Below are 17,455 nucleotides of genomic sequence, written 5' to 3' on the forward strand. Positions count from 1 at the left end.
TGATTACTTTCAGTTGAGCGGTAGGACGTTCGAGGCGATCATGGAGACAATCAAGCCAACCACTGCCATTATCGTCGCCATGACAGAGAAGTTAGTCAGTGTTTCTCCTTCGGTCATACCGCTCATCTTGCTAATTACCCAGAATCCACTGTCATTCATCCAGGGGACCGGCTTGGAGCCAAATCCAATTACCATGGCGAGATAGATGGGATGGAAGCCTAGGATTTCCGGAGCGGCCATAGGACCTAGGATTCCGACGGAGGTAATCATGGCCACGGTAGCCGAGCCTTGCACGGTACGAATCATGGCAGTCAAAAAGAACGCCATCGGCAGAAACCACATGCCTCCTGCGACATCAATCTGTTCGACGACTCCTCGAATGCCTGATTGTTGTAGCATGCCTCCGAAGGCGCCTCCTGCACAGGTGATCATCAATACGATCCCGCCACTGGAGAGAGCCGATTGCATCGCGCTTTTGACGGCCATTTGACCGCCGCCTTTTGTTTGAAAAAGAGTGAACAACCCTACGCTTGCTCCCAGCGTTAGGGCGACATTTTTATCACCGAGCAAACTAACGATACTGGATATCGCTGCGGGTAAGGTCAGGCCAGCGCTTCCGGCGATACCCGTGATTATGGTTTTACCGGACAGAAGAATCAGCGGCAATATGATGGGGGTCATCGAAAGCCACAGATTGGGCAAGTCCCTATCGGTAATATCATCCCACTTTTGCATCTTTTCGTCGCCGCCTTCTTCCAAGTCGCGAAAGGGAATCGGCTTTCTCTTGTTGATCCACTTCGCATAGACCATTCCGCTTATGGCCGCGATTCCCCCAACTATAATACCGGAAATCATCATCATGCCAATATCGATTCCCAATTGCTCCGCTACAAACAGCGGTCCAGGGGTGGGAGGAATCTGGGAATGCGCTATGGATCCGCCTGCGATAATTGCTAGGACATACAGGCCATAGTTTTTCTTGGTTGATGCGGCGAGGGCTTTTGCGAGAGGTACTAGTAAATAGAATACAGTGTCAAAAAATACAGGTATGCCTAAAAAGAAGCCACTTGCGCCCATGGCAGCAGGGGCTCGTTTTTCGCCTAACACTTTGAGGATGGCTCGTACGATTCGGAGGGCGGCCCCGCTGTCTAGCAGGCATTTGCCGATAATGGAGGCCATACAAATAACAATCCCTATCTTCCCGCAGGTAACCCCGAACGCCGTGGCCACCCTAAGCCCAAAAGGAGAGCTTGCTAGGCTAGCGGCTTCAGCGGCTGACTTTCCTTCACCCATCCAATAGCCACTAATGAGTTCTGGGGCGGAAAGGGCCGCCACGGCCATCGCGGCTAGTGTGAGGGTAAAAAAGGCGTGTAATTTAAAATAGAGGATGCCAACGAAAACGATGACAATTCCAACGAGGAGAACAAACAGGGGGTCCATAGGGGCTCGTTTCTAGGGATGCTACCCCGCGATGTCATGCAAATTATGAGTTTGATTGCTGTGGTTGGCTATCCCGGGAGCGTCATCGGGGTTGCGCATCAGCGGTATTTTTGATTTAAGCCCAAAATTGACCTGAAAATGAAAATGCAGAACCCCCCAAGCCAATCGAAAGCCTGGCGGCTGGCCGCTGTTGCTTTGATATTTCTTCCCAATTCCTACGGAGCGCACCATGAAATATCTGAGGCCAGTGAGGCTTTAGTTCCACTTCACAATCCCATTGAGCAGAAGATAGAGAAGGGCGACATTATGGTTGCGGTGGAGAAACGCTTCCGACTGCCGCGCCTAGAGGATATGAGTACGGGTGGAGCAACTACGGATGCTCACGCCCGGATACAATACCTCAATGCGGTGGGTGATAGATCAGGTCGTATGGCCATTTGCGATTTGCGGGGAGCACTCTATTTGGCGGATGCGGAGGGAAAGGCGGCCCAACTTTACCTTAATCATCGCGACTACCCCATTTCCTTCGACAATTCATCCATGCCGAATGAAACCGGATTAGCGGGATTTGCCTTTCATCCCGATTTCTCTGCCAAAGGTCGACCCGGCTATGGGAAATTTTATACGGCTTTCAGCGCGACCAGCGGGTCGGGCGAGGTGACTTATTTAAAGGACGATGCCGGCAGCCATGAGAGCGTAATCGTGGAATGGACGGCGACAGATCCTGCGGCCATTCCGTTCAAGGGCACCTATCGCGAGATTTTTCGTATCGGCCAATTTGCGCCGAACCATAACATTGGTACCCTATCCTTCAATCCTAGTGCCAAAAGAAGATCATCCGACTACGGAAATTTGTACTTTAGTTTGGGAGATGGAGGAGCGTCATTCGATCCCAAGGAATATGGGCAGTCATTGGAGGTCCCTCAAAGTGCTATTCTTAGGATCAATCCGCTCAGTCGTTCGAAGGACCGAGCGTACGGAATTCCCAATGACAACCCCTTTGTCTCAGAATCGAACGCGGCCCCCGAAATTTGGGCCTATGGTCTGAGGCACCCGCAGCACTTCTCTTTTGATAAAAAGGGAAGGATGTTCATATGCGACATTGGTCAAAAGGAGGTAGAGGAGGTAAATATCGGTGTAATTGGGGGTAATTTCGGATGGCGAATCCGGGAGGGCACCTTTGCCACGGGGTTCGGAATCGAAGGAGTCGAAGTGGGCCCGGTATTTGAGCTCCCTCACGATGGGCCAGAAACGTTTATCGATCCCGTCGCCCAATACGATCATGAGGAAGGAAGGGCGATCGGCAGCGGCTTCGCCTATGAGGGACGGAAAATCAAATCACTGAAAGGGAAATTCGTATTCGCAGATATAGTACGCGGTCGGCTATTTTACATCGATGCGGGGAATTTAGAGCCCGGAACCCCAGCAGAAATAAAGGAGTTGCGGTTGATGATCGAAGGTCGTGAGCAAGACTTGTTAGATGCTGCAGGGTATCCAAATACCTACAATCGGGGAATGCGAGCAGACCTTCGACTGGGAATTGATGAAGACAAGGAGCTATATCTGCTAACGAAGGGCGATGGTTGGGTACGAAAGCTCGTACCTGCAGAATGAGATAACGGCATTTCGAGTACGTACCAGCGGAAGCTTGAAAAGGTCCAGTCGTATTTTCTGGATGCCAAACAGTTCTAATCGATTTTAATAGATACTCAATCGGGTCATTTGGTTGGAGGCTTAACGTTTTTGCTCGGGAGCATCTTAGAGAGGGTTTGCTTTACCGGTTCAAACTCGGTGAGGCTGGCTAGGTTTGTAAACTCGTGCGGATCGTTTTGATGATTGTAGAGCTCCTCTCCCCCGTCCGCATACCGAATGTATCGCCAATTTTCAGTGCGAATGGCATGGTTATTAAATCCCTGTGTTGTGATTACGCCTCGGCCCGTTGACTGCTTAGGGTTTTTGATCAGGGGGAGAAGACTCTGGCCTTCCAAATGGGCCGGTTTCTCGAGATTGCAGAGGTCAACTAGAGTTGGATATAAATCGAGTAGGCTCACCGGCTGGGAACAGCGCGTAGCGGATTTCCCATTACGAGAATCCACAATGATCAGTGGGACATTGGTGGTTTGCTCCCAAAGCGCAAATTTCTCCCAGTGGTGCTTCTGGCCGATATGATATCCGTGATCCGACCAAAGAACAATTATGGTATTGTCGGCGAGAGGCCCTCTCTCGAGAGCTCGGAGCAATCGCCCCACCATGGCATCCGCAAACGTCATTGACGCGAGATAGCCCTGCATGGCCTGCTTGCGTTTTCCGTTTTCAAGTATCCAGTCATCCCACTTTTTTCGAACCATACTCCGGCCTGCATCAGGCAAGTCGTCGAGGTCATTGTCTGGGTCATCCAGAAATTCAATTTCTTCCAAGGGATGCTGATCAAAATAGGGTTGCGGGGTCCACCACGGCCAATGGGGACGGTAGATGCCAACGGCGAGAAACAACGGCTTTTCATGCGTTTTGGAAAGCTCGCCCTCGGCCCAGGCAACGACCTTGGCATCTCCCATTTCTGAATCGTCTATATCTAGAGGGGCCCAGTCGAATCGCCCCCGATAGAAAGTCCTATTGGTATTCACTGGCCACTTGGCAGGTTCTACTTCGGGAGGTAGTTGAAGATTCCGTGACGGAAAAAAGCCGTTCCAGGGTTCCGGATCCAAGTGCCCTTCGTTCGCTGATTCGCTTATGGTATGGGCATGGTAGAGCTTTCCGCCTCTCATGGTCTTGTACCCCCCGGCTTGTAAAGTATCCGGCAGCGTCTCCACGTCTCGGGTTGTCTCCATCTTCCGCCAGTCATGTCCGTTGGCATAGATGCCTGTGCTGGAAGGCCGCAGACCGGTGAACAAACTGGATCTCGAGGAGTTGCAACCCGGAGCCGAGCAATGGGCATTCGTAAATACCATCCCTCTATCCGCCAAGCGATCCATATGGGGCGTCTTTACTCCCGGATGGTTCCTCAGAAAGCCTACCCAATTGTTCAGATCATCCACCGCGATGAACAGAACGTTGGGGGGCTCGCTCTGTGCAAATAGGCAGAGAGGCCAAAGGGTAACGAGAAGGGGTAGTTTCAGGAATTTTAGGAGCGTCATGAACGGCTTAAAACCTGACGATATCCAGTTCGATTGGGAGAAAAAACATTAATAAAGTGTCGGATTTGTCAAAGCGTACGACGCCGTTGGATTTCTTTTGGTTTGGTGCGGCCTAGGCGAGGTACCTCTTTGCATTTTTCGTCGATCGAAATTTCAATCGTTCCGAATTTGATTCGGGGGTGGGTTGAGTGGTTGGTTTTGCGTTATCAAGGTGTAATTTAGGTCGCTTTGCTGGGGATCGGGGCATTATGACGATCGATAGAAAAGCTCTACGGCTCCGACTCGCACTTAGCGAAGAAGATCTTTTACCTGATGCCCTCGGATCATCTCTTTTTCCCCCAGGGCTCCGCCCAAAGCTTTTTCTTGATCCAGAGACCGAAGTAAGGGTTGGAGATTCTCGGAATGCCTTTAACCCGAAAAATGATCCGGAGGTCCTCTAGGGGCTGGATCGCCTTCTCGATGCTTTGGTTGTTCAACACTCCCGAACACTGATTGCGTGGGCGGCATGATCATCGGACATGATGAATAGGATGTTCGGCCTGTTTTGGCTGCTAGCAAAAACATACAATGCGAGAATGAGTGAAAGGGTGAGAAGGAGTAATTTCATAGGTAGATTAAGTTAGGGCTGACTATCCGTTCGACTGAGCTCACGACCGAAGCCTGAGTCGCCCACACGTCTGAGTAGCGCCTCGCGCAACTTAAGGATCAGCAGCCCTGCCATCGGGAATGCTCATCGTATTCAATCGATCTTAATCCTCTTAGGCCAGCCGGGAACTTCGATATCAATCGGATCGCGCGTGTCAGGGTCCATGGGATGAATATCCAAAATGATTTCGCGGGCTTCTTTGTCGAAAAGGACCATGCCGTAGCCGACTATGCCATCGGCTTTTGCGATTAAGGTGAGCTTGTTGCCAAAGCGATCATGATAGTTGCCGGTACCGTTCATGCCAGGAATGGCCCCTCCCTGTGGCGGTTCCTCTGGTTCCCAGATACGTCCCTGTCCTGATCCGAAAGCAGGAAGCGAGTAGGTCCAAGGTCCGTCTCCCCAATTGTCGATACCCTGTTTTAGGATCGTCGCATAGTGCAGGTCTCCCGAAATCATGACCGCTTGCGATGGAGAGATGGCCCGCAGGGCATTATCGCGAGGGGTTTGCGGCCAGCCATTGGAATCCATATCGCCGTAATAAGGTTTGTAGTTGCCCACATTTACCAGGGGCGACTGGTGCAAGACGGCGGCTAGCCGACCTTTTTGTTCGACGTCTTCCACCCATCGGCGGACGAATTTCTCCTGGGCTTCACCCAAAAGATTCAAACCAGGCTGGTCGAGCGAGCTCGTGTCAAAGGCGGGATCCATAATAACTTCAAGCGTTGTATTCGGTTTATTGTTATGGGGATCGTCAATAGGCTCGGAGAGAACGTCGGTGGGAGGCGACTTGAACTTGCGATCCTCGAGCAGGGCGAAGCTGACGCCAGCGTAGTCTAAAGAGGTGAAGTAAGCCCTGATACCGGAGCCCCAGGGACCTGGCGCGACCGCATCGGGCAGATGCCCCATCTGCATGCGCTCAACCGCATTCGTCCACTTGGGGTGAAGGTAGCCGCCGCCTTCGCGGTAGATGAGCATTCGGGTTCTTTCTGGAGCGTTGCCGAAATTGTAGGGGGCGCTCGGATTGAATCCTTCCTCGCACTTGGTCTTCATGCGCTTGCCACCGACGCCCCAGAGGTCGGCCACGTAGACATCGTGGTCATCGGTAAGGATGATGGATGGCCGGTCTTTCAGTAGATCGCGAAAGATAAGGCCGAACTTTCGCCACTTCGGCAGGTAGTTCGCCAAAGCAGGCAGCACGTCCTTTTCGTCGTGGGCTTGGATCGTCTCGCCACCTGCATTGGTTTGGTAGAGCTGATCACCGGCAAAAAAGAGGATGTCAGGATCTTGCTCGATCATCTGCTGCACGGCTTTTCCATAGGGAAACCGATTATCGTTCACGCAGGAAACCGCCATGAGTTTCAGGGTTCGCTTGTCGATCGGCTCCGCTCTGATGATCCCCTCGATCAAGGTCGAGCCGCAGACTACCCGGTAGACATGGCTCGTATCCGAATCCCAATTCTCAATTCGGAAGGCGGCCATTGCCGTCAGGGGTTCTACTTCTGCTGAGGCTACGGTCTTCCATGTGTCGCCAGACTTCAGCTCTAGGCTAGCTATTGCGTCCACGGGATCCATCGGGTCGAGGTCCGTATGAGCGGTCAGCTTTAGCGTGTTGTTCGCGAGACCATATTGAGCCCAGAGCAGGTTTACGGGGTCATGCTGGGCGTTGGCAGACAGCGGAACCGCAATCGATACGACGCTCGCCAATGCGATCAGTGGGAAAAGGGTACATTTCATGCTCGAAGTATACGCGAACCTAGGAGAAGCGGTCGAATACGAAATCCTGAAAACCAAGAACTATTTGGCTTCCGTTTCTATTCACCAGAGGAGCTTTGGAGACTCCATTGTTCCGGGAGACCATCTGTTTTCTGCTTTCAGAAAAATTCAATGGTTGAGATTGACTACAAATTCGCTTTTATTTCGTGAATGGTATTTTGAATCTCTCCTTCTATGGGCTCGCCATTGGCACCCTTGAGATAGTACTTGATGGACATTTGCCAGACGGGCTCGAGGTCGGGAATTTTTAATCTAAGAATTTTCCCGTGGGGTGATAGACTGGCTCCGGCGACTTCGATCTCCTTTTTGTCGTAGTGGGCGGATCCGTAGTTGGCCGTTCGCTTGAGAGCCCAAGTTCGGACGATTATAGAGTTGCGGAGCATCTCAGGCGATAGCTGTGCCAGAGGATCTGAAAACTCTATCTCAATCTCCCGCTCACTGGCCCGAATACCGATCGGCAAGTGGGCGGGCGCGTCTGTCTTGCGGATACGATAGAACCCTCCAGCCTGGTGGAGTTGGGCCGTTGCCCAAGCCGACATGCCGCAAAGATAAAGGTGGCCATTTTGAGGATGAAAACGTCCACGCATGGTGCCGGTTGGGAAATCGGGAATAGGCAAACGTTGAAGCCCGCCTTGTGGTTGGCCATTGACGATTTCGTGTGGAACGATTTCCAGGCGGCCATGGCCGTAGGATAGGTTTAAGAGTTTTCCATCGAGCGGTCCCCAGGACGGGCTGTCGATCCAGAGTAGTTCAGAAGGCGAACGGTCGAAACCTATGTCAACCCAAGCCAGCGGGCGTTCCATTGCCGAATCGGAACTGTCGTCCGGAGCCCCGTAACTCCACATGTTGCCGTAGAAGCGTCCATCCGGATAAACCCAGTTCAATCGGTTCATCGGGTTCCAATGTCCCTCTTGGTCCGTAACGATGAAAGACCCATCCGAATTGATGCAAACGCCATTGGCGGCTCGAAATCCGTTGGCCAGAATTTCGGTTCGCTCTCCGTCGTTGCTTACTTTCAGCAATGTGCCGTGATGGGAGACCAAGGGTGGGCGAGCGTGGCGAGCGCTTTTGGCGTAGTAGAAATTGCCCTCATCATCGACCTGCAGTCCCATCGCGAATTCGTGGAAATGCTGGGTAACCTGGTGGTCCGAATTGAAAGCTTCGTGGAAGTCCATTTCTCCGTCTCTATTAAGATCATGGAGACGTACGAGTTGGTTGCGACAGGTGACGAAGATCTCTCCATTCATCAGCTTAATACCGAGTGGCTGAAAAAGCCCCGCGGCAATGCGATACCACTGGGCATTGACCGCTGTCTCGTCGGCAATCCCTTCGACGCGCCAGACATCGCCATCCCAGGTACAGAGATAGGCGGTCTTCCCATCCGGCGAGAAATCGATACCGCTGGTACGCAGCCAGCTCTTCCATGGATTCGCCCTCGGTAGGGTGAAGCTATCCCATTGGAATGGGCCCTCTTGTTGGCCGCGAATGATTTGAGATGGTATCGCCGTTTGCCACTCTGATGGGCTTCCTTTAGTCAGTGCCGCCAGATCCAAGTCTTGATTAGAAACGGAGCCTCGTCCCGAAATGAAGGCCACCTTTAACGGTGTGGGTCTGGCTGGTATTGTGGCTGTCAGGAAACCGTCTTTGTCTACCATCTTGACGGTGTCATTTCCGTCTACCGACATCGCATTTCCGGCATTGGCCAGCCTCAGGGTGATATCCTTTTCGGATTTCCCTATGTTTAGAATTCGGGCGATGCCTCCAGAGTCAGTTAGCAAATGACTCTCTAAAATTTCGGATTCTCCGACTGTGTAGGCGATGACGATACGGTTGGCATGGCGGTAAAGCCCCTTAAAATGCACCCAGTCGCGCGGGAGGGGTCCATAGCGGCGGCCGTCCAGACCAACGAAGCGCTGGTCATCGAAGGATCCAGTAAAGGGATTGGCCCAGCCGGGAACGTCTTTCGTTTCGTAGACGACTTTTCCGCGAGTCCGTGGCCAATACCAATGTTTATGGTCGAAGTTGATCCCCTGCCAATCGGTAAATCCTTCTCCGGTCCATACACCGGCAACGCGCATGGTGTCGTGCTCGAATGCTAGCCAGGTGTTGCCTTTGGAAATGCCGCCCTCGCCAGGATCGAGCCGAATGGCGATGGCTTTGTAGGCGATATTGGCATTTGGGGCGACGTAGCCTCTCGTTCCGATTAAAGGTGATCTTGCAATGTCATCGCCTTCAGGCCAGCGATAGAGCTCGGTTTCTTCGGGTACGATTTCGAATGTCCCAGTAAGGAATGGCCCGTAATCCATATCGCTCCACGGTTCGCTTTTTTTTGGTTCAGGACCGATCTGATCGCCTTTTGGAAGACTGGAAAGATACTCATCGGTGACCGCGAAAAGCTGATCGGGATTTCGATCTTCTATAAAGTGCTCTCGAATATAACGAATAACCGAATACTTTTCCCGAGGGCTCAGTTGATTTTGCGGAGCCATTAGCCGCCAACCCCGGGTTATGGTCTGATATATGGTGAAGGGATCGTTACCATGCTGGAATTGCCCTTCGGCGAATCTCAGGGAATTGGGAATGGAACCTGGCAGGTTGATATCTCCGTGGCAGTTATGACAGACCTGCTGATAGACCTTCTGCCCCATATTGTAACTGGCCAGCTTACCGTCTTGGATCAGTCGTGCGTGATCGATCTCCGACTCGTAGGACGGAAGGGCGGACTCTGGCAAAATCATTTCACCAGGAGGTAGCTCTTGGGATAGGCCAACTCGAGAAGCGAGGATAAGAAATGAAAGCGAGAGTATTTGCGTCTGAATCATCTTACAGTAATTCTATGATCGGAAAGAGTAGGCGAATCGGACTGATTGGGAAAGGAAAACCATTTCATTGACCAAAACAGGGTACGTAGACTATTTTGCGGCCAATGGTAAGTCCCTCTCAATCAATGACACACCAGACAACCCTCCTTCCACCGGATCAGGGGGAAGAAAACGATCGATCTGGTTTCATCTGCATTTTTGGATTGGCTGGATTTCGGTGGTGCCCGTTGCACTGGTATGCCTAACAGGGGCACTTCTGATTTTTTAGGGAGACCTATTCCGGTGGGAGCCCCACTTTCGATCGCTGAAGCACTGGCTCGTCACAAAACCGCTCTTAGGTTGATAGATTAGACTCCGCTACTGCTTGACACGATGAGCGTCGATGATGGGCTGGCTGAGGTGCCTGCTTCTGACCTTACCTCAACAATGTCTCAGGAGAAGGAGTACGATTGTATGGAATGTGGAGCCTGTTGCGGCTGCTTTCCCATATTTGCCACTGAGGATGATGTGGTACTTGAGCCGCAGATCAAAGAGAAAGGGATTCGAGTTGAGAACTTTCTTAGGACTGATCGAGTCGCTTATCGGATGCACCCTTTGCCGTTCTTGGAAGCCTGCGCGTTTTTGAAAGAGGACAAACTCTGTCGCATATACGAAACACGACCTGAGGTTTGCCGCAAATTCGAGCCCGGCAGCGAACAATGCATCGAGGCGCGTCATAGATTGGGGATTGGGTAAAAATTGGAGTTGTTACGGCAGTTGTAAGCTGGAAGTTTGTGCCATTATCCAAATCATGAGAGTACCTCTCGAGGAGTGATACAATTGGTGCTGATGAGCAAATGCTTAGATCACGCTGCGGAGATGCTTAACCAAAAGGCGGCGATTAGCCGTAAGATTTGGATACGGGGAGAACAGGGCGATTACAATGAGACCAACATCGCCATTGAGTGGGCAGATGAGTTTGGGGATAGCTGGCGAGGATGGAGACTCTTGAAATATACCTTTGTTGCCGTGAAATGCTCTATAGATATATACCTTAGCGTGTTACCTTTTGCCCGAAAGTTAGTTGTGTGATTTGTCTGCTTACCGAAGGTAACCAGGCAGTTCGTACATTATGGCTGACAGTGCTAAATTGAATTCTCTTCAAGCGGTCAGCTAGCCAAAAGTGTTTTGATTGCGTTTTGAGGTAATACGGATCGACAACCTGCAGTTTAGGTATGTTGTATAGCAATGGTATTTCCCTTAAGACTCGTTATAATGCTTTTTAGATACCTCAGTTCCCTCACTTTCTTATTGGTTCCTTTCCTCTTGTTAGGCGAAGAGCGCGAAGCGTGGACTTCTTCGAAAATCTCTGGCTCTCCTGATTTGCCTCCACCGTATGTGGCGGAAGCTGTCTGGCCACATATCACCTTTAATCAGGGATTGGATATAACGTTGCTTGAGTCGGAGGGTCTGATATTCGTAACTGAGCGATTTGGAAAAATTTGGCAGGTGCCATCGGATTTGAAAAGCCGGCCAAAATCGGCGATCCTTTTTGCGGATATGAAAGAACATATTCCCAGTCTGAATCGGCTGCTGGGTTTGGCGTTTCACCCTGAATTCGCGAGAAACAGGAAATTCTATCTATACTATGCACTAAATACCCAGGAACCAGGATTCGCTTGTGGATTGAGTCAGTTTGAAGTGGATGCGAAGGGAAACATTGTTCCGGGGAGTCGAGTAAGACTGATGCATTTCCCCGCGGACGGTCATACCGGAGGCGATTTACAGTTTGGACCTGATAGGATGCTATATGTGCCGATTGGTGACTTGGTTCCTCCTTCTCCTCCTGATCCAAAAAGGGCCGCCCAAGACTTGGGGCAAATTGCGGGTAAGATCCTTCGTATCGATGTTGATAGCAAAGACCGTGGGTTGCCTTATGGTATCCCGAAAGACAATCCCTTCCTTGGTGTCGAAGGAGCACGTCCCGAGGTCTGGGCTTACGGGCTGCGCAATCCATGGAAGATCGCTTTTCATCCTGAGAACGGTGAATTGTGGCTAGGCGATGTCGGATGGGAGCAATGGGAAATGGTCTATCGTATTGAAAAGGGAGGAAATTATGGTTGGTCCGTGATGGAAGGCCCCATGCCGACCAATCCCTACCAGGATACCGGTCCCTCTCCGATTTCGCATCCAATCGTAAATTACGATCACTATTCGGGGGCGTCGATAACGGGAGGCTATTTCGTTTCGAGTGACCGGCTTCCTCGTTTGAAAGGATCGTATGTGTATGGTGACTACGTAACAGGTAAGGTCTGGGCTATGTCGTGGGATGGTGGGAAAGTGACCGCAAATCTTGAAATTGCGGATACGCGACAAGATATTGTCACCTTTGGAATAGATGAGAGTGGCGATATCCTTTTTCTCGAATTGGGTCCGAGCGCACCACTACAGCGTCTGGTTTCCAACCCAAACCTGGAGGAGACCAGCCAATTCCCGACAAAGTTGAGTGAGACAGGCTTGTTTAGGGATGCCGCCGACCAAATTGCCTCGGTGGGTGTGTACGAATTCAAAATTAATACACCCATGTGGCAAGATGGTTATGAATCTGACTACTGGGTGGGGATGCCGGATCGTAGCGGTCTCAAGACTACGGCTGAAGCGCGTCGAGGGTCCCCAGTTATGAATTACTTGAAGCCTGACGACATGGTACTCGCGAAGACGATTCACAAAGACGGCCATCGAGTAGAAACACAGATCCTCCATTTCGATGGGTTCTGGAAGGGATATAGTTACCGGTGGAATGAGAGTCAAACCGACGCAACGCTCGTTGATAAGGAAGGATTGAATACTGAGATTCAAGGACGACCCTATCGATTCCCTAGTCGATCCGAGTGTATTCGTTGCCACGGAAGCAACTTCAATCGACCGCTCGCATTTTTTCCAGGTCAGATGAACAGGGATGGGCAGCTCGACCGATTCAAAGACCTTGGGCTTGTAGATAAGGAGTTCGTGGAAATGGCAGCGGCTCAGCCATTGGTAAATCCGAACAGAAGTGAAGAACCGATCGAATCACGGGCTCGTTCGTGGCTCCACTCGAATTGCGCCCATTGCCACAAGGTCTCGGGAGGTTCCGGATTAACGGCTCAAATGAATATCGCCGTTCCCACCAGCCAGCTCGAGCTGATGGGGCATGCTCCGAAGCGGGGCTATTTTGGACTGGATCAGGCTTCCCAAATCGAACCGGGCAATCCGTATCGGTCAATTCTCTACTATCGCGTTGCGACGAAAGGAGCCGGGCACATGCCTATGGTAGGTGCTCAGACGCTCGACAAAGAAGGTGTGCGACTCGTGCATGACTGGATACGTTCCATGAGTCCGGATGCGTCCGTTCCAGCATATTCTCTCGAGCCAAAAAGTGTTGAAGAGGCGCTCGTCTTGTATCACAAAATCCAGTCGGGTGAACTTTCGATCGAGGAGCGAGAGAAGGCAATTGCGGTTTGTTCGAATCACGCGGAACCATTTATCGCCAATCTGTTTATAGGAATTGAACTAGAGTAGCATTAAAGTACTCTCTTCCTTACGAAAGAAAGGATGCGAAGATATCCCGTGCTCTCGCGAGGGAGATTTTGTGGGCGGCCAAGCTATCCATGGTATTTGGAGAGGTTTCCTCTGCGGCTTGTTCGACTGTCACGAGAGGGTGAATACAAATTTCACGTGTGAATTTCGTGAGAAAGCTGTAATCGATGTCCCCATCGCCTAGTGTTTCGGTCCAGATACTTTCTCTCGACTGTCGGATATGGAGCTCGACGATTCGATCGCCGTAAAGTTTGATTACGGCGTACAGGGCGACATTTGAATCTCCGAAGCCACGGGATATCCAGTGTGAGTCAAGGCAGAATTTTACATACCGAGGATCGGTTGAAGCGAGTATGTGATGGAATTCGCGGCCGGCCAATCTCAGTTCTGGGTCGTGGTTGTGATAGGCTAGGGTTAGCCCTTCTCTCGACAAGGCTTCCCCGAGGGTGGTGAGTGACTCGCCTTGCAGCTTGATTTGATCATCGTTTTTGTTTTCCGGTCCAACCCAGCGGATGGGATGGGGTTAGTGACGATGATTTTTGTCCCCATTCGGTCCTGGGCGATACGGGCGAGCTTAAGAACCGTTTCGATGGAATCCTGAATGTCTGCTTTCTCATGCAACTTGCTATTCACGTAGGCAGAAACCATGGCAACGCCTTGATCGATCAAGACGTCCGCAAGCTGGACCGTCTTCTCCGCAGTGCTGAGAATGGGTTCCAGGCTATCGGTGCCGCTTTGTTTGATTTCTTTGATGGAGCTTTCGAGATTGGCTTCGAAATCGCGTCCTTGTCGTCGGTAGAAGGTAAGCCAGGGGTAAATATTCGTTACGAGCATTTAAGATGTATCGGAAACTTGAGGATTGATTTCCTGGGACACTGATTGGGCTAGGGTATATCGAGTTGAGTTAATTAGAGTGGATCCCAACGCTACCTAGGATAGTCCTTTTATAAACCTCCTTCGATTAGTAAGTTTTTTCACTGTTCCGAAGTGAGAGTTTCTTGAATACTCATCGAGAAATCGTTTTGAAGCCCAGAAAGGCGTTTAACGACTTCTGGGTATTGGGTAGCGAGATTAGACATTTCCGTAGGATCTAATCTAAGATTAGCCAGAAACAAGGCATCGTCCTTTCCAAGGGGAGCTTTGTCGGAACGGTCTTCCGGGTTGCCGAGCAGTTTCCAGTCGCCTTCGCGGACAACCCATTCCGGATTTTTACCGCTGCCGAGGTGCCAATAGAAGGTTTCGTGGGGAGAGTTTGCGTTGTTGTCCAAAACGACGTCTTTAATGGATTTGCCATCGATGTGGTGTCCGGGAAGTTCGATGCCACAAAATTCCGCAAGCGTGGGGAACCAGTCGACTCCGGTTACCATTTGGTCCCTCACTTGGTTTTCAGGGATCACTTCGGGAAGCGTAATGATTGAAGGGACGCGGATGCCCCCTTCGAACAAGCAGCCTTTGGCCCCGCGATAAATGCCTGCCGAGCCGCCTCCGAAGAAGGTCCGTTCTTCGGTGGAGTGCCCATGATCGGATTGGAAAATGATAAGCGTATTGTCAGTTAACCCGGTTTGATCGAGATGGGTCAGCATTTCGCCGATCTTTTCATCGAGCGTGGAGACGAAGGCATTGTACTTGTTTCGCGGTGACGAGAGATCTTTGTAGTAGTCGCGCCACTTGGCAGTACCTTGAAGAGGGTAGTGGGGTGAATTCAGAGCCCAGTAGACAAAGAACGGTTTATCGCGGTTTCGGGTAATGAAGCCATTGATCTCGCGAGCCATACTATCTTGGAAAAAGAAGCCATCCTCATGAATGTGCTCACCGTTCCGCCAGAGATCGTGCCGATTGGGCCCTTTCCAGTAGAAGAAATGGGAGTAGTTGTCGATACATCCGCCCATGTGGCCCCATGAGTAGTCGAAGCCTTGAGCGTTGGGCATTGTTTCGGGTGTGTATCCAAGATGCCATTTTCCGATGTGCCCAGTTTTGTATCCAGCTCCTTTCATGAGCTCGGCGATTGTTACTTCTTCAGTCGGCATTCCAGGAACGCCTTCCTCCGAGCTTACGTTGCCGGGAACGCCTGCTCGGGCAGGAAAGCGCCCAGTTAGCAAACCGGCCCGACTGGCGGAGCAGATAGCGGAGGGCGAATACATCTGCCGGAAACGGACCCCGCGTTCAGCGAGCGAATCAATGTGTGGCGTGTGAATGTCGGAGGTTCCATAGCAGCTCAGGTCTACAGTGCCCTGATCATCGGTGTAAATGATGATGACGTTGGGTTGATTGCTTGCGGCGTGGACAGTCTGGAAGGAGGCGAGCGAGAGTAGGATGGCTAGGAGGGAGTATAGAATTGATTTCATTGGTTATTCTAGAGCTTTAAGATTAGAACAGGCAATCCTGTCTATTTAGATTTTACTGGGAACAGGCTGGAAGCCTGCACTACTTTATATGGGCAATCGGAGATCGCCCCCTACCGTTTGCCAAGGTCGGTTCGCTTGACCCATTCGGTGTGGCGTTTTTCTAGAAGGGCTACCTTTTCCGGCATTTCAGAAACGAGGTTGTTTAGTTCAGTGGGGTCGTCCGCGAGATTATAGAGCTCCCACGGCTTCCTGTTTTCGGATACGAGTTTCCAGTCGCCGATACGAACGGCTTTTCCTTTGCTGTGGGCCCAGAAAAGAGCTTCGTGAGGTTTGAATTTTTGAGGCTCTCCTTCGAGAACTGAGAAGAATGACTGGCCTTCGATTGGAAGGGGTTTCTGGATTACACTCTCGACCCCCGCCGCTTCGATAAGCGTGGGCATGAGATCGATTACGTGACAAACTTCATCGGTGAGGCCACCTTTGAGCTCCGGTTTGAGCCTTTTGGGCCACGACATTATGAGAGGGGAACGCGTGCCGCCTTCGTGGTCGTGTTGCTTGAAAAGTCGGTAGGGCGTATTGGAAGCGTTGGCCCAGCCGTAGCCGTAGGATTGCCAGGTGCTTTGGGGACCGGGCATGATGTGGGGGAGATTGCCGGGTGTGATGGGAGTCCGCTTCCCGTCGGTCGTGAAGGGCCTTGTCCAGGACCCAGTCCGTTCGGGTGGATACTCTACGTGGCAGCCTCCATTGTCCTGCTGGTAAATGAAAAGAGTATTGTTCAGTTCGCCAGTCGCTTCGAGATGCTCTACGATGCGGCTAATGTTTCGGTCCATGGAGGTAATTTGGGCGGCGTATACTTCCATGCGACGCTCCTGCCATGCTTTGTGAGCCTCATCTTCCCAGGCGGGAATGTCCGGGTGCCGAGGAGACAATTGCCATGAAGGATCGACGATGCCTAGTTCCACCATGCGTTGGTAGCGCTGTTTTCTCAGATTGTCCCAGCCTTGGGCGTATTTGCCTTTGTAGTGTTCGATATCCTCTGGCCTGGCGTGCAAGGGCCAGTGGGCGGCATTGTAGGCTACGTAGAGGAAGAAGGGATTCTCTTTCTTAGAGCCATCCGAAGAATGATCTTCTATAAATTCAAGCGCGTAGTCGGTGATCGCGTCGGTGTAGTAGAAATCTGGATTGTTTTTCCATTCATGATCTCGACGTTCGCCATTCAGGTAAAGATCTACAGGCGCGAAAAAGTCGGAGGTCCCCCAATAGGTGCTGTAGGCTCGATCGAACCCTCGTTTGTGTGGGGCGCCGGGGCCATTGGGCTGTTCGGGATCGGACAAGTGCCACTTGCCGGACATGAAAGTAGCATAGCCAGCGGTTTTGAGAGCTTGGGGAAGCGTCGTGACATCGGGATGAAACCCGCCCGTAGGGGATCCGTCAGATAGGGAGGTTTTTGGATACAATCCCGTCATTAAGCTGGCTCGAGTGGGCCAGCACATATTGTTGACGTAGAAATTCGTGAATCGAATTCCGGTGGCGGCGAGGGCGTCTAGTTGGGGAGTCTCAATTTCACCGCCATAGCAGCTGAGATCCGAGTAACCCATGTCGTCCGAAATGATGAGTACGATGTTGGGTTTGCCAGGGTTGGCTGCGGCTTCGCTTTTTAGGTTAGATAGACCAAGCAGAGTAAAACTGAGAATGAAAAAGAGAATTGGGGTGATCTTCATTTGAACTTCAATGATCAAC

Annotated in this window: 13 protein-coding genes; 4 read left to right on the top strand and 9 right to left on the bottom strand. The window is 51.4% G+C overall.

Features of this window, described 5'->3' with window-relative positions; all coding sequences use genetic code 11:
• Window positions 1-9: 9 nt before the first annotated feature.
• Window positions 10-1,440 carry a GntP family permease gene (locus GA004_RS03880; RefSeq protein WP_283395985.1) on the bottom strand — a complete coding sequence of 477 codons (1,431 nt, stop codon included), beginning with the start codon at window positions 1,438-1,440 and terminating at the stop codon, window positions 10-12.
• Window positions 1,441-1,584: 144 nt separating this feature from the next.
• Between GA004_RS03880 and GA004_RS03885 the strand changes: the two genes are divergently transcribed.
• Complete coding sequence (locus GA004_RS03885) at window positions 1,585-3,054, top strand: PQQ-dependent sugar dehydrogenase (protein ID WP_283395986.1); 1,470 nt, start codon at window positions 1,585-1,587, stop codon at window positions 3,052-3,054.
• Window positions 3,055-3,158: 104 nt separating this feature from the next.
• Here the strand turns inward: GA004_RS03885 and GA004_RS03890 are convergent, their stop codons facing one another.
• The 4 genes from GA004_RS03890 to GA004_RS03905 form a co-directional block, all read right to left on the bottom strand.
• Window positions 3,159-4,574, bottom strand: a complete 1,416-nt coding sequence (locus GA004_RS03890) for a sulfatase (protein WP_283395987.1) — start codon at window positions 4,572-4,574, stop codon at window positions 3,159-3,161.
• A 472-nt stretch (window positions 4,575-5,046) separates the two neighbouring features.
• Entirely contained in the window at window positions 5,047-5,181 is a 135-nt protein-coding gene (locus GA004_RS03895; protein ID WP_283395988.1) for a hypothetical protein, read from the bottom strand.
• A gap of 132 nt (window positions 5,182-5,313) precedes the next feature.
• The gene (locus tag GA004_RS03900; RefSeq protein ID WP_283395989.1) at window positions 5,314-6,954 is read right to left on the bottom strand and encodes an alkaline phosphatase D family protein; all 1,641 of its coding nucleotides are present in this window, start codon (window positions 6,952-6,954) and stop codon (window positions 5,314-5,316) included.
• Between the two features lie 164 nt (window positions 6,955-7,118).
• Window positions 7,119-9,815, bottom strand: a complete 2,697-nt coding sequence (locus GA004_RS03905; protein ID WP_283395990.1) for a DUF6797 domain-containing protein — start codon at window positions 9,813-9,815, stop codon at window positions 7,119-7,121.
• Between the two features lie 372 nt (window positions 9,816-10,187).
• On the opposite strand from GA004_RS03905, the gene GA004_RS03910 reads away from it, so the two are divergent.
• The 3 genes from GA004_RS03910 (at window position 10,188) to GA004_RS03920 (ending at window position 13,352) form a co-directional block, all read left to right on the top strand.
• Window positions 10,188-10,550 carry a YkgJ family cysteine cluster protein gene (locus GA004_RS03910; RefSeq protein WP_283395991.1) on the top strand — a complete coding sequence of 121 codons (363 nt, stop codon included), beginning with the start codon at window positions 10,188-10,190 and terminating at the stop codon, window positions 10,548-10,550.
• Window positions 10,551-10,643: 93 nt separating this feature from the next.
• The gene (locus GA004_RS03915) at window positions 10,644-10,886 is read left to right on the top strand and encodes a hypothetical protein (protein ID WP_283395992.1); all 243 of its coding nucleotides are present in this window, start codon (window positions 10,644-10,646) and stop codon (window positions 10,884-10,886) included.
• Window positions 10,887-11,069: 183 nt separating this feature from the next.
• On the top strand, window positions 11,070-13,352 hold the full coding sequence (locus GA004_RS03920) for a PQQ-dependent sugar dehydrogenase (RefSeq protein ID WP_283395993.1): 2,283 nt from the start codon (window positions 11,070-11,072) through the stop codon (window positions 13,350-13,352).
• 19 nt (window positions 13,353-13,371) lie between these two features.
• Here the strand turns inward: GA004_RS03920 and GA004_RS03925 are convergent, their stop codons facing one another.
• From GA004_RS03925 to GA004_RS03940, 4 genes are all read right to left on the bottom strand, one after another.
• The gene (locus GA004_RS03925) at window positions 13,372-13,803 is read right to left on the bottom strand and encodes a sugar phosphate isomerase/epimerase family protein (RefSeq protein WP_283395994.1); all 432 of its coding nucleotides are present in this window, start codon (window positions 13,801-13,803) and stop codon (window positions 13,372-13,374) included.
• Window positions 13,785-14,204 (bottom strand): hypothetical protein, encoded by a 420-nt coding sequence (locus GA004_RS03930; RefSeq protein ID WP_283395995.1) that lies wholly within the window; start codon window positions 14,202-14,204, stop codon window positions 13,785-13,787. The genes GA004_RS03925 and GA004_RS03930 overlap by 19 nt, the downstream gene beginning before the upstream one ends.
• A gap of 140 nt (window positions 14,205-14,344) precedes the next feature.
• Window positions 14,345-15,715 (bottom strand): sulfatase-like hydrolase/transferase, encoded by a 1,371-nt coding sequence (locus tag GA004_RS03935; protein ID WP_283395996.1) that lies wholly within the window; start codon window positions 15,713-15,715, stop codon window positions 14,345-14,347.
• A gap of 110 nt (window positions 15,716-15,825) precedes the next feature.
• Window positions 15,826-17,436, bottom strand: a complete 1,611-nt coding sequence (locus GA004_RS03940; protein ID WP_283395997.1) for an arylsulfatase — start codon at window positions 17,434-17,436, stop codon at window positions 15,826-15,828.
• Window positions 17,437-17,455: the final 19 nt, after the last annotated feature.

The sequence above is a fragment of the Candidatus Pelagisphaera phototrophica genome, from assembly GCF_014529625.1.
Classification (GTDB): Bacteria; Verrucomicrobiota; Verrucomicrobiia; order Opitutales; family Opitutaceae; genus Pelagisphaera; species Pelagisphaera phototrophica.